This is a genomic window from Mixta gaviniae, assembly GCF_002953195.1.
In the GTDB taxonomy this organism is placed as follows: Bacteria; Pseudomonadota; Gammaproteobacteria; order Enterobacterales; family Enterobacteriaceae; genus Mixta; species Mixta gaviniae.
The window spans coordinates 3,088,766-3,113,055 of sequence record NZ_CP026377.1 but is presented as its reverse complement, the minus strand read 5'-3'; the positions used below and the strand labels follow the sequence as shown (position 1 = coordinate 3,113,055).

The 24,290-nt window shown below is 61.4% G+C and carries 20 protein-coding genes; 14 read left to right on the top strand and 6 right to left on the bottom strand.

The window, feature by feature from the left end:
- Positions 1-2 precede the first annotated feature (2 nt).
- The 6 genes from nuoJ to C2E15_RS14395 all read left to right on the top strand — a co-directional run bounded on the left by nuoJ (position 3) and on the right by C2E15_RS14395 (position 6,454).
- Positions 3-560 (top strand): NADH-quinone oxidoreductase subunit J, encoded by a 558-nt coding sequence (gene nuoJ, locus C2E15_RS14420; protein ID WP_104957987.1) that lies wholly within the window; start codon positions 3-5, stop codon positions 558-560.
- The gene (gene nuoK, locus C2E15_RS14415; protein ID WP_013509877.1) at positions 557-859 is read left to right on the top strand and encodes an NADH-quinone oxidoreductase subunit NuoK; all 303 of its coding nucleotides are present in this window, start codon (positions 557-559) and stop codon (positions 857-859) included. Before nuoJ ends, nuoK begins: the two co-directional genes overlap by 4 nt.
- A complete protein-coding gene (gene nuoL, locus C2E15_RS14410) occupies positions 856-2,691 on the top strand; it encodes an NADH-quinone oxidoreductase subunit L (RefSeq protein WP_104957986.1) in 1,836 nt (611 codons plus the stop codon). Before nuoK ends, nuoL begins: the two co-directional genes overlap by 4 nt.
- A gap of 126 nt (positions 2,692-2,817) precedes the next feature.
- Positions 2,818-4,338: an NADH-quinone oxidoreductase subunit M gene (gene nuoM / locus C2E15_RS14405; protein WP_104957985.1), complete on the top strand. Its 1,521-nt coding sequence runs from the start codon at positions 2,818-2,820 to the stop codon at positions 4,336-4,338.
- 6 nt (positions 4,339-4,344) lie between these two features.
- The gene (nuoN, locus tag C2E15_RS14400; protein ID WP_104957984.1) at positions 4,345-5,802 is read left to right on the top strand and encodes an NADH-quinone oxidoreductase subunit NuoN; all 1,458 of its coding nucleotides are present in this window, start codon (positions 4,345-4,347) and stop codon (positions 5,800-5,802) included.
- Between the two features lie 178 nt (positions 5,803-5,980).
- On the top strand, positions 5,981-6,454 hold the full coding sequence (locus C2E15_RS14395; protein WP_104957983.1) for a GNAT family N-acetyltransferase: 474 nt from the start codon (positions 5,981-5,983) through the stop codon (positions 6,452-6,454).
- A gap of 13 nt (positions 6,455-6,467) precedes the next feature.
- Here C2E15_RS14395 and C2E15_RS14390 read toward each other — a convergent pair whose 3' ends face one another.
- Positions 6,468-7,013 carry an NADPH-dependent FMN reductase gene (locus C2E15_RS14390; protein ID WP_104959193.1) on the bottom strand — a complete coding sequence of 182 codons (546 nt, stop codon included), beginning with the start codon at positions 7,011-7,013 and terminating at the stop codon, positions 6,468-6,470.
- A 131-nt stretch (positions 7,014-7,144) separates the two neighbouring features.
- Positions 7,145-8,803, bottom strand: a complete 1,659-nt coding sequence (locus C2E15_RS14385; protein WP_104957982.1) for a glucan biosynthesis protein D — start codon at positions 8,801-8,803, stop codon at positions 7,145-7,147.
- 267 nt (positions 8,804-9,070) lie between these two features.
- Between C2E15_RS14385 and elaB the strand changes: the two genes are divergently transcribed.
- From elaB to menE, 7 genes are all read left to right on the top strand, one after another.
- Complete coding sequence (gene elaB / locus C2E15_RS14380; protein WP_104957981.1) at positions 9,071-9,436, top strand: stress response protein ElaB; 366 nt, start codon at positions 9,071-9,073, stop codon at positions 9,434-9,436.
- A 270-nt stretch (positions 9,437-9,706) separates the two neighbouring features.
- The gene (locus C2E15_RS14375) at positions 9,707-10,990 is read left to right on the top strand and encodes an isochorismate synthase (protein WP_104957980.1); all 1,284 of its coding nucleotides are present in this window, start codon (positions 9,707-9,709) and stop codon (positions 10,988-10,990) included.
- 44 nt (positions 10,991-11,034) lie between these two features.
- Positions 11,035-12,702, top strand: coding sequence for a 2-succinyl-5-enolpyruvyl-6-hydroxy-3-cyclohexene-1-carboxylic-acid synthase (menD, locus tag C2E15_RS14370; protein ID WP_104957979.1), 1,668 nt, complete (start codon positions 11,035-11,037; stop codon positions 12,700-12,702).
- A complete protein-coding gene (gene menH, locus C2E15_RS14365) occupies positions 12,699-13,499 on the top strand; it encodes a 2-succinyl-6-hydroxy-2,4-cyclohexadiene-1-carboxylate synthase (protein WP_104957978.1) in 801 nt (266 codons plus the stop codon). Before menD ends, menH begins: the two co-directional genes overlap by 4 nt.
- A complete protein-coding gene (gene menB / locus C2E15_RS14360; RefSeq protein WP_104957977.1) occupies positions 13,486-14,343 on the top strand; it encodes a 1,4-dihydroxy-2-naphthoyl-CoA synthase in 858 nt (285 codons plus the stop codon). The genes menH and menB overlap by 14 nt, the downstream gene beginning before the upstream one ends.
- Positions 14,343-15,299, top strand: a complete 957-nt coding sequence (menC, locus tag C2E15_RS14355; RefSeq protein WP_104957976.1) for an o-succinylbenzoate synthase — start codon at positions 14,343-14,345, stop codon at positions 15,297-15,299. The genes menB and menC overlap by 1 nt, the downstream gene beginning before the upstream one ends.
- Positions 15,281-16,660 carry an o-succinylbenzoate--CoA ligase gene (gene menE / locus C2E15_RS14350; protein ID WP_281257500.1) on the top strand — a complete coding sequence of 460 codons (1,380 nt, stop codon included), beginning with the start codon at positions 15,281-15,283 and terminating at the stop codon, positions 16,658-16,660. Before menC ends, menE begins: the two co-directional genes overlap by 19 nt.
- A gap of 391 nt (positions 16,661-17,051) precedes the next feature.
- On the opposite strand, the gene C2E15_RS14345 is transcribed toward menE, so the two are convergent.
- On the bottom strand, positions 17,052-18,494 hold the full coding sequence (locus C2E15_RS14345) for a catalase (protein ID WP_104957975.1): 1,443 nt from the start codon (positions 18,492-18,494) through the stop codon (positions 17,052-17,054).
- Between the two features lie 227 nt (positions 18,495-18,721).
- On the opposite strand from C2E15_RS14345, the gene C2E15_RS14340 reads away from it, so the two are divergent.
- Positions 18,722-19,912: a nicotinamide mononucleotide deamidase-related protein YfaY gene (locus tag C2E15_RS14340; RefSeq protein ID WP_104957974.1), complete on the top strand. Its 1,191-nt coding sequence runs from the start codon at positions 18,722-18,724 to the stop codon at positions 19,910-19,912.
- Positions 19,913-19,945: 33 nt separating this feature from the next.
- Here the strand turns inward: C2E15_RS14340 and yfaE are convergent, their stop codons facing one another.
- From yfaE to nrdA, 3 genes are all read right to left on the bottom strand, one after another.
- A complete protein-coding gene (gene yfaE, locus C2E15_RS14335) occupies positions 19,946-20,206 on the bottom strand; it encodes a class I ribonucleotide reductase maintenance protein YfaE (RefSeq protein ID WP_104957973.1) in 261 nt (86 codons plus the stop codon).
- Between the two features lie 2 nt (positions 20,207-20,208).
- The gene (gene nrdB, locus C2E15_RS14330) at positions 20,209-21,339 is read right to left on the bottom strand and encodes a class Ia ribonucleoside-diphosphate reductase subunit beta (protein ID WP_104957972.1); all 1,131 of its coding nucleotides are present in this window, start codon (positions 21,337-21,339) and stop codon (positions 20,209-20,211) included.
- Between the two features lie 159 nt (positions 21,340-21,498).
- Positions 21,499-23,784 (bottom strand): class 1a ribonucleoside-diphosphate reductase subunit alpha, encoded by a 2,286-nt coding sequence (nrdA, locus tag C2E15_RS14325; RefSeq protein WP_104957971.1) that lies wholly within the window; start codon positions 23,782-23,784, stop codon positions 21,499-21,501.
- Between the last annotated feature and the right edge of the window lie 506 nt (positions 23,785-24,290).

Here is a 24,290-nt window from a genome sequence, read left to right as displayed (position 1 = left end):
GCATGGAATTTGCGTTTTATCTTTGTGGTCTGGTGGCGGTGTTAACCACGCTACGCGTGATCACCCACACCAACCCGGTGCATGCGCTGCTGTACCTGATCATCTCGCTGTTGGCTATCGCCGGCGTCTTCTTTTCGCTCGGCGCCTATTTCGCCGGCGCGCTGGAGATCATCGTCTACGCGGGCGCCATCATGGTGCTGTTCGTCTTCGTGGTGATGATGCTCAACCTCGGCAAGTCGGTGGAGAACCAGGAGCGTCAGTGGCTGCAGCCTTCGCTGTGGATCGGGCCGGGTCTGGTCTCCCTGCTGCTGCTGGTGGTGATGGTCTACGCCATTATGACCGCCAACGATCAGGGTATCGATGGCACGGTGATCGATGCGAAAGCGGTCGGCATCAGCCTGTTCGGGCCTTACGTTCTCGCGGTAGAGCTGGCTTCCATGCTGCTGCTGGCGGGCCTGGTGGTGGCGTTCCATATCGGTCGCGAAGATCGTCAGGGTGAAATATTAAGCAACCGCGTCAGCGACGCGGCGACGGCGAAAAGTAAGGAGGAGCGCGCATGATCCCTCTGCAACATGGACTGATTCTGGCGGCGGTGCTGTTTGTTCTCGGACTGACCTCGCTGGTGCTGCGCCGCAATCTGCTGTTTATGCTGATCGGTCTGGAAATCATGATTAATGCCGCAGCCCTGGCGTTAGTGGTGGCGGGAAGCTACTGGGGGCAGGCGGATGGCCAGGTAATGTATATCCTGGCGATCAGCCTCGCCGCAGCGGAAGCCAGTATCGGCCTTGCGCTGTTGCTGCAGCTTTACCGCCGTCGTCAAACCCTGAACATTGACACAGTAAGCGAGATGCGCGGATGAATCTTCTGTACTTAACCATACTGCTGCCGCTGATCGGCTTTGTGCTGCTGGCGTTCTCGCGCGGCCGCTGGTCGGAAAATCTGTCGGCGACCGTTGGCGTCGGATCGATCGGTCTGGCGGCGCTGGTCACCGCCTGGGTCGGCCTCGACTTTTTCGCCAACGGCAAACAGCTGTTTACCCAGGCGCTCTGGACCTGGATGCATGTCGGCAACTTCAATATCGGCGTCACGCTGACGCTGGACGGCCTCTCCTTCACCATGCTGTCAGTGGTGACCGGCGTTGGCTTCTTCATCCATATGTTCGCCTCCTGGTATATGCGTGGGGAAGAGGGCTACTCACGCTTCTTCGCCTATACCAACCTGTTTATCGCCAGCATGGTGGTTCTGGTGCTGGCCGATAACCTGCTGCTGATGTATCTCGGCTGGGAAGGGGTGGGGCTCTGCTCTTATCTGCTGATTGGTTTCTATTACACCAATCCGGATAACGGCAAGGCGGCGATGAAAGCCTTTATCATCACCCGCGTCGGCGACGTTTTCCTGGCGTTCGCGCTGTTCATTCTCTACAACGAGCTGGGCACGCTGAACTTCCGTGAAATGGTCGAACTGGCGCCGGCGCACTTCGCGGCGGATAGCACGATGCTGCAGTGGGCGACGCTGATGCTGCTGGGCGGCGCGGTCGGTAAATCCGCTCAGCTGCCGTTGCAGACCTGGCTGGCCGATGCGATGGCGGGTCCAACGCCGGTTTCCGCGTTGATCCACGCCGCTACCATGGTGACCGCAGGCGTCTACCTGATCGCCCGCACCCATGGCCTGTTCCTGATGACGCCGGAGGTGCTGCACCTGGTGGGTATTGTTGGGGCGGTGACGCTGGTGCTGGCGGGCTTCGCCGCGCTGGTGCAGACCGACATCAAACGCGTGCTGGCTTATTCGACCATGAGCCAAATCGGCTACATGTTCCTCGCGCTGGGCGTACAGGCGTGGGATGCGGCGATTTTCCACCTGATGACCCACGCGTTCTTCAAGGCGCTGCTGTTCCTCTCCTCAGGTTCGGTGATCCTCGCCTGTCATCACGAGCAGAACATTTTCAAAATGGGCGGCCTGCGTAAAAGCATCCCGCTGGTCTATGTCTGCTTCCTGGTGGGCGGGGCGGCGCTGGCCGCGCTGCCGCTGGTGACGGCGGGCTTCTACAGTAAGGATGAGATCCTGTTCGGCGCGCTGGCGAACGGCCATGTCAACCTGATGGTTGCCGGTCTGGTCGGCGCTTTCCTGACCTCGATTTACACCTTCCGCATGATCTTTATCGTCTTCCACGGCGAAGAGAAAATTCATGCGCATGCGGGCAAGGGCATTACCCATCATCTGCCGCTGATCGTGCTGCTGGTACTGTCCACCTTCATCGGCGCGTTGATCACGCCGCCGCTGGCGGGTGTGCTGCCGGAAGGCGACCATGGCGAAGCGGGCAAAACGGCGCTGGAGATCGCGTCGGGCGTTGTCGCTATCGTCGGCATCCTGATCGCCGCCTGGCTGTGGCTTGGTAAGCGCACGCTGGTTTCCAGCGTGGCGAACAGCGCGCCGGGCCGCTTCTTTGGCACCTGGTGGTTCGCCGCATGGGGCTTCGACTGGCTGTATGACAAAATTTTCGTTAAGCCTTACCTGGGCGTTGCCTGGCTGCTGAAGCGCGATCCGCTGAACGCGCTGCTGAATGCGCCGGCGCTGGCCTCTCGCCTGGCCAACAAAGGCCTGGTGGTAAGCGAAAATGGTTATCTGCGCTGGTATGTCGCTTCGATGGGCGTGGGCGCCGTGGTGGTGCTGGCGCTGCTGCTGGTGATGTAAGGTTAGTGAGCGGGATGCGGTGCGCCGCATCCCACCCGATAAGCTTGTGAAAAAACCTGAGGTTGAGCGCGTTTGGCAAAGGTTGCCGGCGGCTCATGCAGGACTAGAAAAGGGACCGTAACCGCCATGTTATTACCTTGGCTAATTGTTATCCCGTTTGTCGGTGGCTTCCTCTGCTGGCTCGCCGAGCGCTTAGGCGCGAGGACGCCACGCTGGATCGCCCTGATTACAATGGGCTTGACGCTGGCGCTTTCACTGCAGCTCTGGTTGCAGGGAGGCTATTCACTGACCCAGGCTGCCGGCATTCCGCAGTGGCAGTCTGAGTTTTCCGTTCCCTGGATCCCGCGCTTCGGCATCGCGTTCCACCTGGCGCTGGACGGCCTGTCGCTACTGATGGTGGTGCTGACCGGCCTGCTGGGGCTGATGGCGGTACTCTGCTCCTGGAATGAGATCGAAAAGTATCAGGGCTTCTTCCACCTCAATCTGATGTGGATCCTGGGCGGCGTAATCGGTGTGTTCCTCTCTATCGATATGTTCCTGTTCTTCTTCTTCTGGGAGATGATGCTGGTGCCGATGTATTTCCTCATCGCGCTCTGGGGACATAAGGCATCTGACGGGAAAACCCGTATTACCGCTGCCACCAAGTTCTTCATCTATACCCAGGCGAGCGGCCTGGTGATGTTGATTGCGATTCTGGGCCTGGTGTTTGTGCATTACCGCGCGACCGGCGTCTGGACCTTCAACTATGTAACGCTGCTGCAGACCCCGATGTCCCACACCGTGGAATATCTGCTGATGCTGGGCTTCTTTATCGCCTTCGCGGTAAAAATGCCGGTGGTGCCGCTGCATGGCTGGCTGCCGGACGCGCACAGTCAGGCGCCGACTGCAGGCTCCGTCGACCTGGCCGGTATTCTGCTGAAAACCGCCGCCTACGGTCTGCTGCGCTTCAGCCTGCCGCTGTTCCCGAACGCCTCGGCAGAGTTTGCGCCTATTGCGATGTGGCTGGGCATTATCGGTATCTTCTACGGCGCCTGGATGGCCTTCTCGCAGACCGATATCAAGCGTCTGATCGCCTACACCTCTATCTCCCATATGGGCTTCGTGCTGATCGCCATCTACACCGGCAGCCAGCTGGCGTTCCAGGGCGCTGTGGTGCAGATGATTGCGCACGGCCTCTCTGCGGCGGCGCTGTTTATTCTCTGCGGCCAGCTCTATGAACGTCTGCATACTCGCGATATGCGCGAGATGGGCGGCCTCTGGTCACGCATCAAGTGGATCCCTGGCCTGTCGCTGTTCTTTGCGGTGGCGAACCTCGGGATGCCGGGCACCGGTAACTTCGCCGGCGAATTTATGATCCTGACCGGCAGCTTCCAGGTGGTGCCGACCATTATCGTAATCGCCACGTTTGGTCTGGTGTTCGCCTCTGTTTACTCGCTGATCATGATGCAGCGCGCTTATTACGGCGCGCCGAAGTCGGAGACGCCGCTGCGCGGCATGTCCCCGCGTGAGTTCATTATGATTATGGTGCTGGTGGTTCTGCTGGTGCTGCTGGGGATCTACCCGCAGCCGATCCTGGACACCTCACACGCTGCCATGAGCAATATTCAGCAGTGGTATACCGCTTCAATTTCAACTACAAGGCCGTAATTCGCCATGACAATAACTCCTCAACAATTGATCGCGCTGCTGCCGCTGTTGATCGTCGGATTGACGGTGGTGGTTGTGATGCTGTCCATTGCGTGGCGACGCAACCATTTTGTCAATGCGACGCTGACCGTGATTGGCCTCAACCTCGCGCTGTTGTCACTCTGGTTTGTCGGCCAGGCAGGGCCGATGGATGTCACACCGCTGCTGCGCGTCGACGGCTTCTCGATGTTCTATACCGGTCTGGTGATGCTGGCGAGCCTGGCGACCTGTACCTTCGCCTACCCCTGGCTGCAGGGCTTTAGCGATAACCGCGACGAGTTCTACCTGCTGGTACTGATCGCCGCGCTGGGCGGCGTGGTGCTGGCGAGCGCCAACCATATGGCCTCGCTGTTCATCGGCGTCGAACTGCTGTCGCTGCCGCTGTTTGGTCTGATCGGCTACGCCTTCCGTCAGAAGCGCTCGCTGGAAGCGGCGCTGAAATACACCATTCTGTCGGCGGCCGCCTCTTCATTCCTGCTGTTCGGCATCGCGCTGGTCTATGCCGATTCCGGCAGCCTGAGCTTTGTTGAGCTGGGCAAAAGCCTGACCGATAGCATGCTGCATCAGCCGCTGCTGCTGGTAGGGCTGGGAATGATGATCATCGGCCTGGGCTTCAAGCTGTCGCTGGTGCCGTTCCACCTCTGGACGCCGGATGTGTATCAGGGCGCGCCTGCTCCGGTATCCACCTTCCTGGCGACCGCAAGCAAAATCGCCATTTTCGGCGCGCTGATGCGTCTGTTTATGTACGCGCCGGCCACCGACAGCGAAGCGGTGCGTAACGTGCTGGCGATTATCGCCGTGGTCTCCATCCTGTTTGGTAACCTGCTGGCGATCAGCCAGAGCAACATCAAGCGTCTGCTGGGCTACTCCTCTATCTCCCACCTCGGCTATCTGATGGTGGCGCTGATTGCGGTGCAGTCGCATCAGATGTCGCTGGAAACCGCCGGCGTCTACCTGGCGGGTTACCTGTTCAGCAGCATTGGCGCCTTTGGCGTGGTGAGCCTGATGTCCAGCCCTTATCGCGGGCCGGACGCCGATTCGCTCTACTCCTATCGCGGCCTGTTCTGGCATCGTCCGGTGCTGTCAGCGGTGATGACGGTGATGATGCTGTCGCTGGCGGGTATTCCGATGACGCTGGGCTTTATCGGCAAGTTCTACGTGATCGCGCTGGGCGTTAACGCCTCGCTGTGGTGGCTGACCGGCGCGGTGGTATTAGGCAGCGCCATCGGCCTCTACTACTACCTGCGCGTCACTGTCAGCCTCTACCTCAGCCCGCCGGAGCTGCATACCCGTGATACGCCGGCTAACTGGGCGTTTACCGCCGGCGGCGTGGTAGTGCTGATCTCCGCCATTCTGGTGCTGCTGCTGGGTGTCTATCCGCAGCCGCTGATCAGTCTGGTGCAGCTGGCGCAGCCGCTGATGTAATCTGCGTGATAAGTAATAAGCCCTGTAGCGATACAGGGCTTTTTTTTGGCCGCGGCCCGACCATTTCTGCTGGCGAAGAGGCAAAACGGGCGCGCCGGCGCTGTTTTTATTGCCCTCCGCAATGGTATAAAACCGCTACCGACCGGATGCCCGGGAAACCTTTTCAGGAGTGAAGAGAATGGATTTAACCTGGTACGATCTGCACCACAGCGAAGTAAACATTCATCAGCTGTATGCGATCCTGGCGCTGCGCAACAGGGTCTTTATTGTTGAACAGCAGTGCCCTTACGAAGATATCGACGGAGAAGATTTGACGCGCGACAACCGCCATATCTTCGCCATCGGAGAGGGGAGGTTGCTGGCCTGCGCGCGGCTGCTGACGCCGGCGGATGAACGCGCTCCGGTTACCATCGGCCGCGTGATCGTCGCCAGCGAAGCGCGCGGGCTGCGCCTGGGCTATCGCTTAATGGAGCAGGTGCTGCTTAGCTGCCAGCAGCACTGGCCCGGTCGTCAGCTGGCGCTGTCCGCGCAGGCGCACCTGCAGGCTTTTTATATGCGTATGGGCTTTACCCCGGTGGGCGACATCTACCTGGAGGATAATATTCCCCATATTACGATGGTCAGCCCCGGCACGCCGGACGCGGAGCCGTAACGCTCCGCGCGTCTTAGCGGCTGAAATCCGCGAACGCCTGCAGCTGCTTGCTGAGGAAGGTGCGGGTCGCGTCATCCACCAGCACGCCATCTTTTACCTTATCGGTAACCTGGCCGATCATCGCTTCTGGCTTATTCATCACGCGCGCATCAAAAAAGACCAGGATTTGACGCAGATGATACTGGGCGCGCGCGCCGCCGATATTGCCCGGCGAAGCGCTCTGGATCAGCACCGGTTTCGCGGCGAAAGGATTGGGCGAGACGCGCGATAGCCAGTCGAGGGCGTTTTTCAGCACGCCGGGCACCGAGTAGTTATATTCTGGCGTGACGATAATCACCCCGTCGGCCCGGGCTATCGCCTCGGCCATCGCCAGCACCGGTGCCGGAAAACCCGCCTCCTGCAGATCGGCATTATAGTGAGGAAAATCGCCCGGCGAGCCTAAGTGGCTGATGGTTACCCCTTCCGGCGCCAGTTCCGGCAGCGTATGCGCTACCGCCGCGTTAAAAGAGCCCTGGCGCAGGCTGCCGACCAGCGTGACAAACTGTTTTTTCTCACTCATCTTTCCCTCACTTTTTTCAATATAATGAATACCGATCATTCAGTATAAGAGCCATTGCGCCGTTGCGCTCAGAAGAGCCGGCGAAGCGCGCGGCAGAAACAGAAACGGCGAGGTTTCCCTCGCCGCTCAGGTTAGCCGACCGTCATTTGACGATCGTCAACGTACTTCCGCTGGTCCGGCGGCGGCGGGAAATATTGATAGAGCCAGGTCTCGCTCAGCGTCTCCTCTTTGGTGCGCAGGAACAGACGCATATCCACCGGATCGGCAGCCTCGCTGGTGGGGTACCAGTCAAACAGAATGCGATAGCCGTTCAGCGGCTCGACATACAGGATCTCTACCTGCTTGATGGTGCCCGCCGAAACGGTAATCACAGGCTCGATACCCTTCGCGGCGGCGTTTTTCAGGTCGCCTCCGACAAAGTCCACGGCGAAGCGGCGGCACCAGACATCCGGGAAATGTTCGCCGGGCGCCCAGCCTTCCGGGAAACCGCCGATACCGGAACGGGTCGCCTCCACGCGCGCCAGGTCGCTCTGTACCGGCGGCAGGCCGCTCCAGTAAAGCTTGTACTGGAATGCCAGCTCGCTGCCCGCCTTAATCGGCTGGGCCGGCTGCCAGAAGCAGACCACGTTATCCAGCGTTTCACCGGTGGTTGGGATCTCCATCAGGTTGATGGCGCCTTTACCCCATTTGCCGACCGGCTCCACCCACAGGCTGGGGCGTTTGTCATACCAGCCGATCACATCCTGATAATCTTCAAAATCGTGATTCAACTGCAGCAGGCCGAAACCGCGCGGGTTTTCATCCTCGTAGGCGTTGAACTGTAGCTTGCGCGGGTTGTTCAGCGGACGGGCGATCCACTCGCCTTTGCCGGACCACATCGCCAGTCGATCGGAATCGTGGATCTGCGGGTGATAGGTATTACACATGCGGCGTTCGCTGTTGCCGCAGCTGAACATGCTGGTCATCGGCGTGATGCCGAGCTGACGAATATCTTTGCGCGCGCACAGGTGGTTTTCCACCTCCATTACCACGCGCTTCGGCTCGCAGTGGATCACGAACTTATAGGCGCCGGTCAGGCTGGCGCCGTCGAGCAGGGCGTAAACGGTAAAGGTGGTGTCGTCCGCCTTCGGCGTTTCAAACCAGAATGCCACGAAATCGGGGAACTCTTCCTGGCCGTTGCTGAAAGTATTCACCGCCACACCGCGCGCCGACAGGCCGTACTGATAGGTATCGTCAACGGCGCGGAAATAGCTGGCGCCAAGAAACGAGACGATATCGCGCCGCGCCAGTTCCGGTTTTTTAAACGCGCGGAAGCCGGCGAAGCCGAGATCGGTCTTGCCTTCCAGCTGCTTGCTGTCGATGTTGGTGTTTTGGTAGTTGAACAGTTCCGGGCGGAAGTGGATTTCCCGCGCTTCACGGCTGTCGGTATCAACCGAAAACATGCGAATACGGCGCTTAAAGCCCATGCCGACGTGGAAAAACTGCACGTCCAGCTGCCGATTGTCGATGCCGTTCCACAGCGAGTGGTTAGCGTCATACTGAATTTCGTTATAGGCCTGCGGCGTCATGGTTGCCAGCGTATCCGGCAACGGGCCGGGGGCGCCGCCCCAGGGCTTTTGCGCCATTTCGGCGGCCTTTTTCTTCAGCACCTCAAAGTCGAAGCGCGTCGCGGTGCCGTCTGCAATGCCATCTTCCGCCCATGCAGATTGAGCAAACAGCGTGGATAAGCCGGACATCCCGCTGACGGCGGCGAATGCCATAGACGTTTTCATAAACATTCTTCGATTCATGCCAGAAACGATTTCCTTGTGCTGAACGAGTTTGTAGTGACTGTCGTGCCTTTGCACCCTTTTTCCCCGGCGGGACCAGGGCTACAGTCAGCTACGACAGACGGGAGCGGTAAAAATTCAGTACGCAGGAAATTTATCAGATTAATCAAATAAACCAATGCATTTCCGCAAAGTGCTATCAGCGCATTCCTGGGCACAGGAGCAGGCAGGCGCGAAAAAACTGTCTATAGTTAGTGGACATGCATGTGTTTTACACGGAGGAAGAAAATGGCTGTATCAACTGACTCAAAAGAAAACCGCGATCCGCTATTAGCTGACGATGCTCAGGCGACAGCTGAGCCGCATGAAACGCGTCTGGACGATGATTTAACGCTGCTCACCGAAACGCTGGAAGAGGTGTTGAAATCCTCCGGCGATCCTACCGATCAGAAATATATTGAACTGAAGGCGAAGGCGGAGCAGGCGCTGCATGATGTGAAATCGCGCGTCAGCGCAGCGTCAGATTCCTACTACTATCGTGCGAAACAGGTAGCTTACCGCGCTGACGACTACGTTCACGAAAAACCGTGGCAGGGTATCGGCATCGGTGCCGCCGCTGGTCTGGTTTTCGGCCTGCTGCTGGCGCGCCGCTAAGCTTTTCCCGCACCGCCAGCCCCTGCCGCCAGGCGAGGGGCTGGCCTGTTTTCGGCGGGCCCGATGGCCTTTTCCCTTCCGCTTACCTGTCTCTCTCATACGCATCCCAATAGCCTTTCATCTGCCGGTTTCTTCCTCTGCCGCACGCATCCCCATTCGCTTTCCGGTTATCTTCCCGCCGGTGCAAACCGCGAGCGAACTGTCCTGCATCAACATTCCGCGCTGACGACGCTTTTACACTATCTACCTCTTTTTGCTTAAGGAGGTTCTGTGTATTCGCTTCCTGCTGCTTATACCCTTTTGCTCACGCAGCTGTCGCAGATCGACAGCGCCGAAGCGGGCTATCGCGCGCTTACCGTTCCCCTTGACGCCGCCGGCGATTCGCTCGCCTGGCTTAGCGCCCAGCCGCACCGGCCCCAGCTCTGGTGGCAGCAACGTTCCGGCCACGAACAGGTAGCGCTGTGCGGCGCGATCCGCCGCTATCAGACGCTCTATCAGGCGGAGCAGGCGTGCCGTCATTTGCCGACTCACTGGCGCATCTGGGGCGCAAACCGCTTTGAAGCGGCCAACAGCTTCTTCTTTCTGCCGCGCCTGATGTGGCGCCGCGATCGCCGCGGCGATCGGCTGACCCTGTTTCTCTACAGCGACAGCAGCCTGCGCGACGATGCACGCGCCGCCGCTGATTTCCTGCAACAGCTACTGCCGGCCCGGCCGCTGCCGCCGCTGGCGGGAAACCTGCTGCGGCGTCTGCAGCAGCCGCAGCAGGCGGAGTGGCGTCAGCGGGTCGATACCGCGCTGGCGACCATCGACGCCGGCGTGCTGGAAAAAGTGGTGCTGGCGCGCGCCGCCGATCTCTTCTGGGACCGCCCGCTGCCGCCTGAGGCGCTGCTGGCGGCGAGCCGCCGCGCCAATCCACACTGCTATCAAATTATGCTGCGTTTCGACAACGACGAGGCGCTGGTCTGCGCCAGCCCGGAGCGCCTCTGGCTGCGGCAACAGAATGAACTGCTGACCGAAGCGCTGGCGGGCACGGCCGCGCGCGACAGTCAGCCGGAGGTAGCCCGGCGGCAGGGGCAGTGGCTGCTGCGTGACGGGAAAAACCGGCGCGAAAACGGCCTGGTGATGGAGGATATCTGCCAGCGGCTGCACGGCATGGTCAGCGGGCTGGAGGTCATGCCGGTAGAGCTGGTGCGCCTGCGCAATGTTCAGCATCTGCGGCGGCGCATTCACGGCGAACTGCGTAGCCGCAGCGACGCGCTCTGCCTGCAGCGGCTGCAGCCGACAGCGGCGGTGGCCGGCCTGCCGCGCGCGGCGGCACGCGCTTTCCTGCAGCGGCACGAACAGCTGGATCGCGACTGGTACGCTGGTTCAGTGGGCTTTATTTCACCTCAGAAAAGCGAGTTCTGCGTCACGCTGCGCTGCGCGCTGCTACAGGGCGAGCGGGTGCGGCTGTATGGTGGCGCCGGCATCGTCGCCGGTTCCGATCCGCTGCAGGAGTGGCAGGAAACGGAAAACAAAATCGCCGCGCTGGCGGCGCTGCTGCCCGGCGCGTAGCGCGTCTGCGGCATCATCTACCGTCAAGGTTTTCGGGAGGAAGCATGTCCGTCAGTAGCTTTAACCGCCGTTGGGCGCAGGTCATCATCGCGGTGCTGACGCGCCATCAGGTGCGCCATATCTGCATCGCGCCCGGCTCGCGATCCGCGCCGCTGACGCTGGCGGCGGCAAACCAACCCGCGCTGGCCTGCCACACCCATTTCGACGAACGCGGGCTGGGCTTTTTCGCCCTCGGTATGGCGAAAGCGCTACAGGCGCCGGTGGCGCTGATCGTCACCTCCGGCACCGCCGTCGCCAACCTGCTGCCGGCGGTGATTGAGGCGCGCCAGAGCGGCGAACGCCTGATCGTCCTGAGCGCCGACCGGCCGCCGGAGCTGATTGACTGCGGCGCAAACCAGGCGATCCTTCAGCCCGGCCTCTTTTCCCACTTCGCCCGCCGCTGCGATCTGCCGCGCCCGACGCCTGATATCAACGCGCGCTGGCTGGCGGCGACGCTGGATGAGGCGATCGCCGCGACCCCGGCTGGCGCGCTGCATATTAACTGTCCGTTCGCCGAGCCGCTCTACGGCCCGCAGGACGATGCCTGGCTCGACTGGCTGGCGCCGCTGGCGGAATGGCAGCGGCAGGAGACGCCCTGGGTCAGCCACTACCCGCAGGGCGAACCGGCGCCGCAGCCGGAATGGCCACGCTGGCGTGAAAAGCGCGGCGTTGTTATCGCGGGGAAAATGCAGGCGGACGAGGGCGCGGCGCTGGCGCGTTGGGCCAGGGCGCTCGGCTGGCCGCTGCTGGCGGATATTCAGTCGCAGAGCGGGCAGCCGCTGCCCGGCGTCGATCTCTGGCTCAGCAGCCCGCGCGCGCAGCGGCGGCTGGCGCAGGCGGAGCTGGTCGTGCAGTTCGGTGCCAGCCTGGTGAGCAAGCGTCTGCTGCAGTGGCAGCAGCAGGCGCGTCCGCCGCAGTGGTGGCTGATCGACCCGCTGCCGGGCCGCCGCGATCCCGCCAGCCAGCCGGGGCGGCGCATAGTCAGCGAGATCGGTGCCTGGCTGCAGGCGCACCCGGCGTGTGAAGCGGAAGGCTGGGCGCCGGAGCTGAGCGCGCTTGCGGATGCGATGCGGCAACAGGCGGAGACGGCGCTGAAGGAGGAAGCAGAGGCGCAGCTGGCGTTCCGGCTGGCGGAGCTGCTGCCGGCGCAGGGCCAACTGTTCCTCGGCAACAGCCTGCTGGTGCGGCTGGCGGATGCGCTGGCGCAGCTGCCAGCGGGTTATCCGGTGTATGCCAATCGCGGCGCCAGCGGCATCGATGGCCTGATCGCCACCGTTGCCGGTCTACAGCGCGGCGCCCGACGCCCGACGCTGGCGCTGCTGGGCGATATCTCCACGCTCTACGATCTCAACAGTCTGGCGCTGCTGCGCCAGATCGATCTCCCGCTGGTGCTGGTGGTGGTGAATAACGACGGCGGGCGCATTTTCTCGCTGCTGCCCACGCCGCCCGAGCGGCGGGAAGCCTTTTTCATCCTGCCGCAGGGGGTCAGCTTCGCGCCGGCGGCGCAGATGTTCGGCCTGGCTTACCGGCAGGCCGAATGCTGGGAAACGCTGCGCGAGGCGGTGCTGCAGGGCTTCATGCACCCGGGGGCGACGCTGGCGGAGTTCTGCGTACCGCCGGACGGCGGCGCGCAGGCATTCGCCAGGCTGGCCGCCATGGGCGCGCAATTATGATCCTCCATGCCCGCTGGCAGGGCCACCGCCGCAGCTGCAAGCCGACGCTGGTCTGGCTACACGGCTTTCTGGGATCGGCCGATGACTGGCTGCCGGCGCAGCAGGCTTTTCCCGACTGGCCGATGCTGAGCATCGATCTGCCGGGCCACGGCGGTTCGCGCAGCCAGCGCGTCAGCGGCTTCGATGCGCTGTGTGAGCAGCTGAGCGCCACGCTGCGTCATCATCAAGTTCGTAAATACTGGCTTATCGGCTACTCGCTGGGCGGCCGCGTGGCGATGTATTACGCCTGTCGGGCGGCGTTGCCCGGCCTGTGCGGGCTGGCGGTGGAGGCGGGGCATCCGGGGCTGCGCGACGCGCGTGAGCGTCAGGCGCGGCTGGCGCATGAACGGCGCTGGATCGCCCGTTTCCGCGATCTGCCGCTCGCCGCCGCGCTGGAGGCCTGGTATCGCCAGCCGCTGTTCGCCGAGCTGTGCGGCAAACAGCGCAGCGAGCTGGTAGCGCAGCGCAGCGTGGGGCACGGACCGTCGCTGGCGGCGATGCTGCACGCCACGGCGCTCAGCCGTCAGCCTGATCTGCTGCCTGAACTGCGCGCGCTACAGGTGCCCTTCGGCTATCTCTGCGGCGAGTGGGACAGCAAGTTTTTACAGCTGGCGCAGCAGGCGCGGTTACCGCTGCATACCATCGCCGCCGCCGGGCATAACGCCCATCGCGCCAGCCCCGTCGAATTTAGTCTTTCTCTGGCGCAGCTGCTGCGCCAGCCGGTCTGCTCTTATGGAGGATGCAATGCTTTATTCTGATGATCCACAGCTCGCTGCGCCTGTTGAATGGCGCGACTGCAGCGGCGATTTTAGTGATATTCGCTATCACAAATCGCCGGACGGCATCGCCAAAATCACCATCAACCGGCCGCAGGTGCGCAATGCGTTTCGGCCGCTGACCGTGCAGGAGATGATGCTGGCGTTGCAGGATGCGCGTTACGACGAGGGCATCGGCGCAATCATCCTCACCGGCGCGGGGGAGCAGGCTTTCTGCTCCGGCGGCGATCAGAAGGTGCGTGGCGACTACGGCGGCTATCAGGATGAGCGCGGCGTCCACCATTTGAACGTGCTTGATTTTCAGCGTCAGATCCGCAGCTGTCCCAAGCCGGTGGTGGCGATGGTAGCGGGCTACGCGGTCGGCGGCGGCCACGTGCTGCATATGCTGTGTGATTTAACCCTTGCGGCGGATAACGCGCGCTTTGGTCAGACCGGGCCGAAAGTGGGATCCTTCGATGGCGGCTGGGGCGCGGCTTATATGGCGCGTATCGTCGGTCAGAAAAAAGCGCGCGAAATCTGGTTTCTGTGCCGCATGTATGACGCGCAGCAGGCACTGGAGATGGGGTTGGTCAACGCCGTGGTGCCGCTGGCGCAGCTGGAGCAGGAGACGGTGCGCTGGTGCCGCGAGATGCTGCGCAACAGCCCGATGGCGCTGCGCTGCCTGAAAGCGGCGCTCAACGCCGACTGCGATGGCCAGGCGGGGCTGCAGGAGCTGGCCGGCAACGCCACCATGCTGTTTTATATGACCGAAGAGGGGCAGGAGGGGCGCAACGCCTTTAACCAGAAGCGCCAGCCCGACTTCAGCCAGTTCCGGCGCAACCCCTGATGCGGCAGGCGAAACTGTGGCGCTACGCCATACCGATGGAGAGTGGCGTGCTGCTGCGCGACCGCCGCCTGACGCAGCGGGAAGGGCTGTTACTGCAGCTGCAGGAGGCGGGGCGTCAGGGATGGGGCGAAATTGCGCCGTTGCCGGGCTTCAGCCGCGAAACGCTGGCGCAGGCGCAACAGGCGTGCCTGGCGTGGATCGCCGGCTGGCTGGCAGGTCAGGCGCCGGCGGAGAGCGCGCTGCCGTCGGCGGCGTTCGGCATTTCCTGCGCCTGCGCCGAACTGGAGGGCACATTGCCGACAGAAAGCCGCTGGCAGAGCGCGCCGCTGTGCCACGGCGACCCGGATGCATTGCTGCTGCAGCTGCAGGCCATACCCTGCGCCAAAATGAAAGTGGGGTTGTATGAAGCGGCGCGCGACGGCATGCAGGTCAGCCTGCTGCTGGAAGCGCTGCCCGATTTGCAACTGCGGCTGGATGCCAACCGCAGCTGGACGCCGGAAAAAGCGCGCCAGTTTGCCGGCTGGCTGTCGTCGTCGCAGCGTGCGCGTATCGCTTTTATTGAGGAGCCGTGCCGCACGCCGGAAGAGAGCCTGCGCTTCGCCGCCGAAAGCGGTCTCCGCCTCGCCTGGGATGAAAGCCTGCGCGCGCCGGGTTTCAGGCTGCGGGCGCAGCCGGGCGTGGCGGCGGCGGTCATTAAGCCGACGCTGACCGGCTCCCTGCGCCGCGTGAGCCAGCTTATCGACGAGGCGCGGCGGCTGGGGCTGCAGGCGGTAATCAGCTCCGCGCTGGAGTCGAGCCTGGGCTTGACCCAGCTGGCGCGGCTGGCCCACTGGCTGACGCCGCGCTCGACGCCGGGGCTGGATACCCTGTCGCTGATGCGTCAGCAGCTGGTGCGGCGCTGGCCGGGCTGCGATCTTCCTTTACAGGAGCAGGCGCAGTGGACGCGGATTTACTGAACGGCGATTTCCCGTGGCGCAGATGGGCGGCCATGATGCCTGACGCCGTCGCGTTGCGCGCCGCGGGGGAGTCGCTAAGCTGGCGCGCGCTGGCGCAGCGGCTGGATCGGCTCAGCGCCGGCTTTCACCAGCAGGGTGTGCGGTCGGGGATGTGCGTGGCGCTGCGCGGCAAAAATAGCCCGGCGCTGCTGCTTGCCTGGCTGGCGCTGCTGCAGGCGGGCGCCCGGCTGCTACCGTTTAATCCGCAACTGCCTTCCGCCACGCTCTCACCGCTACTGACGGCGCTGCAACCGGATTTTATGCTCAATCTGGCGGATCCGCTGGCGGCGAGCCCGCCCGCGTTAACGCTGCGCGCCGCCGCGTCAGCGCCATCGTCAGTCTGGCAGCCCGACAACATCGCCACCCTGACGCTGACCTCCGGATCCGGCGGCCTGCCGAAAGCGGCGGCGCACAGCCTGCGCGCGCAGATGGCCAGCGCGGCGGGCGTTAATCAGCTGATGAATTTCGATACGCAGGCGTGCTGGCTGCTGTCGCTGCCGCTTTGTCACGTTTCCGGTCAGGGCATTGTCTGGCGCTGGCTGCTGGCGGGCGGCGTGCTGGCGATCCCGGCGAGCGGCGCGTCGCTGGCGCAGGCGCTGGCGGGATGCAGTTTCGCTTCGCTGGTGCCGACGCAGCTGTGGCGTTTGTTGCAGCAGGCGCGGCCGCCGGCCGGGTTGAAGGCGGTGCTGCTCGGCGGCGCGGCGATCCCGACGGAGCTGGCGGCGCGCGCCGAAGCAGCGGGCATCCGCTGCTGGTGCGGCTACGGCATGACGGAAAGCGCGGCTACGATCTGCGCCAAACGCGCCAACGGACGGCCGGGCGTCGGCGTGCCGCTGGCCGGTCGTGAGGTGCGTATCGTCGGAGAGGAGATCCAGGTTCGCGGCGCGACCCTGGCGCAGGGCTACTGGCGGGAGGGGCGGATCTGGCCTCTAACCGACGCGCAGGGCTGGTTTCATACCCGCGATCGCGGTCGCTGGCAGGATGGCGAGCTGCAGGTGCTGGGGCGGCTGGATAACATTTTCTTTAGCGGCGGCGAGGCGGTGCAGCCGGAAGCGATCGAAAAGCTGCTGCTGCAGCATCCGGGCGTTACTCAGGCGTTTGTCGTTCCGCAGCGGGATCGGGAGTGGGGCGCGCGGCCGGTCGCGCTGCTGTCGCTGGCGGCGGGCTATCAGCCGGAGAGCATCGCGGAGTGGGCGCAGCCGCAGCTGGCGAACTTTCAGCGTCCGCAACGCTGGCTGCGGCTGCCGGAGGATATCGGCGAGGGCGGCATTAAGCTTTCACGTCAGCGGCTGGCACAGTGGCTGCAGGCGCAGCCGCGCTGAAGGCGGCTGCGCCTGCAAGTTAAAGAGAGAAGGAAGTCAGCGCCAGCCCGCGTTAAAAAATGTCGGCGGGTGGGGCGCCTGGCGCCGCTGTGAAATACGGCTTTATGACAGATGCGTAAGCGCAGGTATAAAAAAGCCCGGCCATCAAGGCCGGGCTTTGACTGCTATCAGGCATTTCAGCAATAAATACAGTGACCGCACAGGGTCGGTGTTAGCCTTCGAGAAGACCGACCGCACAGGGTCGGTGTTAGCCTTTGAGAAGACCGAGCGCACAGGGTCGGTGTTAGCCTTTGAGAAGACCGACCGGACAGGGACGGTGTTAGCCTTTGAGAAGACCGACCGGACAGGGTCGGTGTTAACCTTCGAGAAGACCGACCGCACAGGAGCAGTGTTAACCTTTCAGCGCCTGCAGCGCCGCTTCCACGCCCGCGCCGTAGGCTTCGTCAACCTGACGGAACAGTGCCAGCTGACGCTGCTGGATAAATTCCGGCACCTGCGCCAGTTCGCCGGCGATGCGGCCGAACATGCGCTGATGTTCTTCTTCGCTCAGCAAATTAAACAGCGCGCGCGGCTGGCTGAAGTAGTCGTCATCTTCCCGATGGTTCCAGTGATCGGCCGCGCCTTCCAGCGACAGCGGCGGCTCGCTGAAGTCCGGCTGCTCCTGGAAGACGCCGAAGCTGTTCGGCTCATAGGTTGCGCCGTTGCCGCTGTTGCCGTCAACGCGCATCGCGCCGTCGCGGTGGTAGCTGTGGAACGGGCATTTCGGCGCGTTCACCGGGATCTGGTGGTGGTTCACGCCCAGTCGGTAGCGGTGCGCGTCGCCGTAGGAGAAAAGGCGCCCCTGCAGCATACGGTCCGGTGAAAAGCCGATGCCGGGCACCACGTTCGCCGGGCTCATCGCCACCTGCTCAACTTCGGCGAAGTAGTTATCCGGGTTACGGTTCAGCTCAAATTCGCCCACCTCAATCAGCGGGTAATCGGCGTGCGGCCACACTTTGGTCAGATCGAACGGGTTGTACGGGGTCTGCGACGCCTCATGTTCCGGCATCACCTGCACGTAAAACTTCCAGCGCGGGAAATCACCGCGTTCAATCGATTCGAACAGATCGCGCTGCGAGCTTTCGCGATCGCGGCCAATCAGCTGCGTCGCCTCGTCATCCATCATATTCGCAATGCCCTGCTGGCAGCGCATATGGAATTTTACCCAGAAACGTTCCTGCCGATCGTTGATAAAGCTGTAGGTATGGCTGCCAAAACCGTGAATATGACGGTAAGAGCGCGGCAGGCCACGGTCGCTGAAGTCAATGGTCAGCTGGTGCAGCGCTTCCGGCAGATGGGAGAAGAAATCCCATTTGTAGGTTGGGTTGCGCAGGTTAGTGCGCGGATCGCGTTTCACCACGTGGTTGAGATCGGGGAACTTCAGCGGGTCGCGCAGGTAGAAGACCGGCGTATTGTTGCCGACCAGATCCCAGTTGCCCTCTTCGGTATAGAACTTCAGCGAGAAGCCGCGAATATCGCGCTCGGCATCGGCGCCGCCGCGCTCGCCGGCCACGGTAGAGAACCGGATAAACAAGTCCGTTTTTTTGCCCACCTCAGAGAACAGCTTAGCGCGGGTAAAGCGGGTGATATCCTGCGTCACGGTAAAGGTGCCGTAGGCGCCCGAACCTTTAGCATGCATACGACGCTCCGGGATCACTTCACGATCGAAGTGCGCCAGCTTCTCCAGCAGCCAGACATCCTGCAGCAGCAGCGGGCCGCGGCGGCCGGCAGACATGGAATTGTTGTTATGGGCAACCGGCGCGCCTGAGGCGGTAGTGAGACCTTTTTTACTCATGTGGCTGTTCTCTATCGGTGTGATGGTTAAAGGTTTAACCTAACTATATTTGTAATTTAATTGGGTAAACCTATTGTTTGCGCCATTCTGCCGCTAAAGCCGCTGCGCTGACAATCAGGCAGAAGCTATCGCTGCCATCTCCGAAAACTGTTCACGCCGGGAAATTTACGTTGTATTCGCCACCGCGCCTTCCTACAGTAAAAGCATTAACCACAGGAGGACGTGACGTGATTAGAGTGGAAATGCTCTCGACGGGCGATGAGGTGCTGCACGGCCAGATTATCGATACCAATGCCGCCTGGCTGGCGGATGTACTGTTTCAGCAGGGACTGCCGATGAGCAGCCGTTCTACCGTCGGCGATAGCCTGCATGCGCTGGTGGAGGCGTTGACGGAGCGTAGCCGCGTGGCCGACGTCTTGATTGTTAACGGCGGCCTCGGCCCGACCAGCGACGATCTCAGCGCGCTGGCCGCCGCCACCGCCTGCGGTGTGGAACTGGCGCTGCAGCCAGCGTGGCTGGAGAAAATCGAGGCCTTTTTCGCCAGCCGTGGCAGGCCGATGGCGGCGAGTAACCGCAAACAGGCGGAGATCCCGGCCGGCAGCGAAATGATTGATAACCCGGTCGGCACCGCCTGCGGTTTCGCCGTCACCCTTAACGACTGCTGGATTTTCTTTACTCCCGGCGTGCCGTCGGAATTTAAGGTGATGGTGGAGCAGCAGATCCTGCCGCGCCTGAAGGCGCGCTTCGCACTGCCGGAGCCGCCGCTCTGCCTGCGCCTCACCACCTTCGGGCGCGGCGAAAGCGATCTGGCCGCCGAGCTGGAGCCGCTGCCGCTGCCGGAAGGGGTGGTGATGGGCTATCGCTCCTCCATGCCGATAATTGAAATCAAGCTGACCGGCCCGGCCGCGCAGCGGGTGGCGATGGAGCAGGCGTGGCAGCAGGTGCGTCTGCAACTGGCGGAATGCACATTGTTTGAAGGGACCGAAGGGTTGCCGGCGCTGCTGGCGCGGCAGCTTAAGCAGCGCGGCCTGACGTTGACCGTCAGCGAACGCTTTACCGCCGGGCTGCTGCAGTGGCAGCTGGCTTCCGGCGAGGCGCCCGGCGTGGCGGGCGAGGTGCTGCCTGCCGGCGAAGAGAGCCTGACGCAGCTGGCGCAGCGGGCGCGGGCGAAAACGCAGCAGGCCGACGTCGCGCTCTGCGTCGGCTCGCTGCAAAACGAGCAGCTCGGTTTTGCGCTGGCGACGCCGGATGGGGTGTTCGCTCAACAGGTACAGTTCAATAACCAGCGTCATACGCTGAAAACGCGTCAGGAGCTGGTGGCGATGATGGCGATGAATATGCTGCGTCGCTGGCTGCACGGCATGGAAGTGACCACCGGCCACGGCTGGGTCGATATTGTCGAAACGTTGAAAGAGTAAGCAGAAAAGCAAAAAAGCGGGCCGCGGCCCGCTTTATAGTTCGATTTCGATATCGCCGTTGGCTGTGCAGCAGCAGGGCAGGATCTCGCCCTGCTGAATAAAGGCCAGCGGTTGCCCGGCGTAGCGGACTTCCCCTTTCACCAGCCGCGTGCGGCAGGAGCCGCAGTAGCCTTCGCGGCACTGATACTCGACGCAAATATTATTCGCCTCCAGCAGCGCCAGCAGCGAGGGATGCTCGCCGGTGCATTCAAGCTGCGCGCCGGAAACGCACAGTTTGATCGTCATACCCGCCATAATTACAGCTGGAAATCGTCGAAGTCGTTTTCGCCCACTTCCGAATCGATCTGGCCCACCAGGTAGGAGCTAACTTCCACCTCCTGCGGCGCCACCTGCACATTATCGGAAACCAGCCAGGCGTTGATCCACGGAATCGGGTTAGAGCGCGTCTGGAACGGCAGATCCAGGCCCACCGCCTGCATGCGGATATTGGTGATGTACTCAATGTACTGGCAAAGGATATCTTTGTTCAGGCCGATCATTGAGCCGTCACGGAACAGATATTCCGCCCACTCTTTCTCCTGCACCGCCGCCAGTTTGAACAGGTCGTAACACTCCTGACGGCACTCCTGAGCAATCTCCGCCATTTCCGGGTCATCTTCGCCGCTGCGCATCAGGTTCAGCATATGCTGGGTACCGGTCAGGTGCAGCGCTTCGTCGCGGGCGATCAGGCGAATAATTTTCGCGTTGCCTTCCATCAGTTCGCGCTCGGCGAAAGCGAAAGAGCAGGCGAAGCTGACGTAAAAGCGGATCGCTTCCAGCGCGTTAACGCTCATCAGGCAGAGATAGAGCTGCTTTTTCAGCGCGCGCAGGTTAACGGTAACGGTTTTGCCGTTGACCTGATGAGTGCCTTCGCCCAGCAGATGCCAGTAGTTGGTCATCTCGATCAGATCGTCGTAATAGCCGGAGATATCGCTGGCGCGCTTCAGGATCTGCTCGTTGGTAACGATATCATCGAACACCAGCGACGGATCGTTAACGATGTTGCGGATAATATGGGTATAGGAGCGCGAGTGGATGGTTTCTGAGAAGGCCCATGTCTCTACCCAGGTTTCCAGCTCCGGAATCGAGATCAGTGGCAGCAGCGCCACGTTCGGGCTGCGGCCCTGAATCGAGTCGAGCAGCGTCTGATACTTCAGGTTGCTGATAAAGATATGTTTTTCATGCTCCGGCAGCGCCTGAAAATCGATGCGGTCGCGCGAGACGTCGACCTCTTCCGGACGCCAGAAGAAGGAGAGCTGTTTTTCAATCAGCTTTTCAAAGATGTCATATTTCTGCTGATCGTAACGCGCGACGTTAACCGGCTGGCCGAAGAACATCGGTTCCAGCAGCTGATTGTTTTTATTCTGAGAAAACGTGGTGTAAGCCATAGTTGATTCCACATGCTAACGGGACAGGCTGGCGCTGCGGTAACACAGCGCGCTGACAGCCGTTTTGACCGCGCGCCGCGCGGCCTGCCATGTTGCGACCCCGCCAGCGGGCGAAGCCGAAAGAAATGTCATGGCCGGTTTTGCGCCGGCCAGACCCGATTAAATTTTACAGGCGCCGCTTTCGCAGCCGTCATCCTGAATAGAAGGCGCGATATCGTCCTGCGCATCTTCCGCACCGTCACGGGTGTTCTGATAATAGAGCGTCTTCACGCCGAATTTATAGGCGGTCAGCAGGTCTTTCAGCAGCTGCTTCATCGGCACCTTGCTGTTGGCGAAGCGTGACGGGTCGTAGTTGGTGTTGGCGGAGATCGCCTGGTCGATGAATTTTTGCATCACGCCCACCAGCTGCAGATAGCCGTCGTTGCCTGGCATTTCCCACAGCAGCTCGTAGCTCTCTTTCAGACGCTCATACTCCGGCACCACCTGGCGCAGGATGCCATCTTTTGAGGCTTTGATGCTGATATGGCCGCGCGGCGGCTCAATGCCGTTGGTGGCGTTGGAGATCTGCGAGGAGGTCTCAGACGGCATCAGCGCGGACAGCGTGGAGTTGCGCAGGCCGTGCGTTTTGATCTCGGCGCGCAGCGTATCCCAGTCGAGATGCAGCGGCTCGTTGCAAATCGCATCCAAATCTTTCTTATAGGTGTCGATCGGCATAATGCCCTGCGCGTAAGTGGTTTCGTTGAACCACGGGCAGGCACCCTGTTCCTTCGCCAGCTCGTTAGAGGCTTTCAGCAGGTAATACTGAATGGCTTCGAAGGTTTTGTGCGTCAGGTTGTTGGCGCTGCCGTCGGAGTAGCGCACGCCGTGCTTCGCCAGGTAGTAAGCGAAGTTGATCACGCCGATGCCGAGGGTACGACGACCCATCGCGCCGCGCTGCGCTGCCGGGATCGGATAATCCTGATAGTCGAGCAGGGCGTCGAGCGCACGCACCGCCAGGGTCGCCAGCTCTTCCAGGTCGTCCAGGCTCTCAATCGCGCCGAGGTTAAAGGCGGAAAGGGTGCAGAGGGCGATTTCGCCGTTCTCGTCGTTCACATCCATCAGCGGCTTGGTCGGCAGCGCGATTTCCAGGCAGAGGTTAGACTGGCGTACCGGCGCGATGGTCGGATCGAACGGGCTGTGGGTGTTGCAGTGGTCGACGTTCTGGATGTAGATACGGCCGGTGGAAGCACGCTCCTGCATCATCAGCGAGAAGAGATCGACCGCTTTCACGCGCTGTTTGCGAATGCGCTCATCCTGCTCATATTTGGTATAGAGACGCTCGAACTCGTCCTGATCAGCAAAGAACGCGTCATACAGGCCCGGCACGTCGGAAGGGCTGAACAGGGTGATGTCCTGGCCTTTCAGCAGGCGCTGGTACATCAGCTTGTTGATCTGTACGCCGTAGTCCATATGACGTACGCGGTTGCCTTCCACGCCGCGGTTGTTTTTCAGCACCAGCAGGCTTTCCACTTCCAGATGCCACATCGGGTAGAAGAGCGTCGCCGCGCCGCCGCGTACGCCGCCCTGCGAACAGGATTTCACCGCAGTCTGGAAATGCTTGTAGAACGGGATGCAGCCGGTATGGAACGCTTCGCCGCCACGGATCGGGCTGCCCAGCGCGCGGATACGGCCGGCGTTGATGCCGATGCCGGCGCGTTGTGAAACATATTTCACGATGGCGCTGGAGGTGGCGTTAATGGAATCGAGGCTGTCGCCGCACTCGATCAGCACGCAGGAGCTGAACTGGCGAGTCGGGGTGCGCACGCCGGACATGATCGGCGTCGGCAGCGAAATCTTAAAGGTCGAGACCGCGTCATAGAAGCGCTTTACGTAATCCAGACGGGTTTCGCGCGGATAGTTGGAGAACAGGCAGGCGGCAACCAGGATATAGAGGAACTGGGCGCTTTCATAAATCTCGCCGCTGACGCGGTTCTGCACCAGATATTTGCCTTCCAGCTGCTTCACCGCCGCGTAGGAGAAGTTCATATCGCGCCAGTGGTCGATAAAGCCGTCCATCAGCTCGAACTCTTCACGGCTGTAATCTTCCAGCAGGTGGCGGTCATATTTGCCCATCTCCACCATGCGCGTTACCTGATCGTAAAGCGCCGGCGGCTCAAACTGGCCGTAGGCTTTTTTACGCAGGTGGAAGATCGCCAGGCGGGCGGCCATATATTGGTAATCCGGCGCGTCACGCGAGATCAGGTCGGCGGCGGCCTTGATGATGGTCTCGTGGATATCGGAGGTTTTAATGCCGTCGTAGAACTGGATGTGAGAACGCAGCTCAACCTGGGAAACGGAGACGTTTTGCAGGCCTTCCGCCGCCCAGTCGAGAACCCGGTGGATTTTGTCCAGATTGATGCGCTCTTTGCGGCCATCGCGTTTAGTGACGAGCAGACTCTGATTCATGTCGCGTTTTACCTGTCCGTGAAAAAAATATCCCCCGTTTATACACAGCTTGCTCTTTGTGAGTAACTCTGTGGATAAACACTATATATAGGGGGTGGAGAATGAATGAACAACTAGATGGTGAGTATTCTAGTAATTTCTCCCCGCTTAACAAGCCTTGATTTTCGCTACGAATTCGTGATCGCAGGCTGGCTAATTTCCTAAGTCCGCGTTTCATAAGGCTGGCAGCGGATGTCAATGGTTTGAAAAAAAAACTTAGAATTTGATCGAGCGCCTGGTTCTTGCTCAGCAGGCAAAAATCCGCTTTTTTTTCTGGCAAAAAGGTCTACGCGCAGGGCGGCTGATCCCTTTAAACCGCAAACGATAGCGTGTGGGCGGGGCGTTTATATCAGACGGGCGATGGGCCGCACCGATCATTTCCTGCAGTAATAATAAAGCGGGTTATTTTTGCGCGCGTTACGCCGGGCGGTAGATGCGTGAAAAAGGGTGACGCTAAGAGATTTCCT

Coding starts and splice junctions, on each gene's coding strand:
- C2E15_RS14390 (WP_104959193.1), bottom strand. CDS start 7,013: ATGAGTGAGAAAAAACAGTTTGTCACGCTGGTCGGCAGCCTGCGCCAG.
- nuoJ (WP_104957987.1), top strand. CDS start 3: ATGGAATTTGCGTTTTATCTTTGTGGTCTGGTGGCGGTGTTAACCACG.
- C2E15_RS14395 (WP_104957983.1), top strand. CDS start 5,981: ATGGATTTAACCTGGTACGATCTGCACCACAGCGAAGTAAACATTCAT.
- elaB (WP_104957981.1), top strand. CDS start 9,071: ATGGCTGTATCAACTGACTCAAAAGAAAACCGCGATCCGCTATTAGCT.
- menC (WP_104957976.1), top strand. CDS start 14,343: ATGCGGCAGGCGAAACTGTGGCGCTACGCCATACCGATGGAGAGTGGC.
- nuoM (WP_104957985.1), top strand. CDS start 2,818: ATGTTATTACCTTGGCTAATTGTTATCCCGTTTGTCGGTGGCTTCCTC.
- nrdB (WP_104957972.1), bottom strand. CDS start 21,339: ATGGCTTACACCACGTTTTCTCAGAATAAAAACAATCAGCTGCTGGAA.
- menH (WP_104957978.1), top strand. CDS start 12,699: ATGATCCTCCATGCCCGCTGGCAGGGCCACCGCCGCAGCTGCAAGCCG.
- C2E15_RS14385 (WP_104957982.1), bottom strand. CDS start 8,803: ATGAATCGAAGAATGTTTATGAAAACGTCTATGGCATTCGCCGCCGTC.
- nuoK (WP_013509877.1), top strand. CDS start 557: ATGATCCCTCTGCAACATGGACTGATTCTGGCGGCGGTGCTGTTTGTT.
- nrdA (WP_104957971.1), bottom strand. CDS start 23,784: ATGAATCAGAGTCTGCTCGTCACTAAACGCGATGGCCGCAAAGAGCGC.
- C2E15_RS14345 (WP_104957975.1), bottom strand. CDS start 18,494: ATGAGTAAAAAAGGTCTCACTACCGCCTCAGGCGCGCCGGTTGCCCAT.
- menD (WP_104957979.1), top strand. CDS start 11,035: ATGTCCGTCAGTAGCTTTAACCGCCGTTGGGCGCAGGTCATCATCGCG.
- nuoL (WP_104957986.1), top strand. CDS start 856: ATGAATCTTCTGTACTTAACCATACTGCTGCCGCTGATCGGCTTTGTG.
- menB (WP_104957977.1), top strand. CDS start 13,486: ATGCTTTATTCTGATGATCCACAGCTCGCTGCGCCTGTTGAATGGCGC.
- yfaE (WP_104957973.1), bottom strand. CDS start 20,206: ATGGCGGGTATGACGATCAAACTGTGCGTTTCCGGCGCGCAGCTTGAA.
- nuoN (WP_104957984.1), top strand. CDS start 4,345: ATGACAATAACTCCTCAACAATTGATCGCGCTGCTGCCGCTGTTGATC.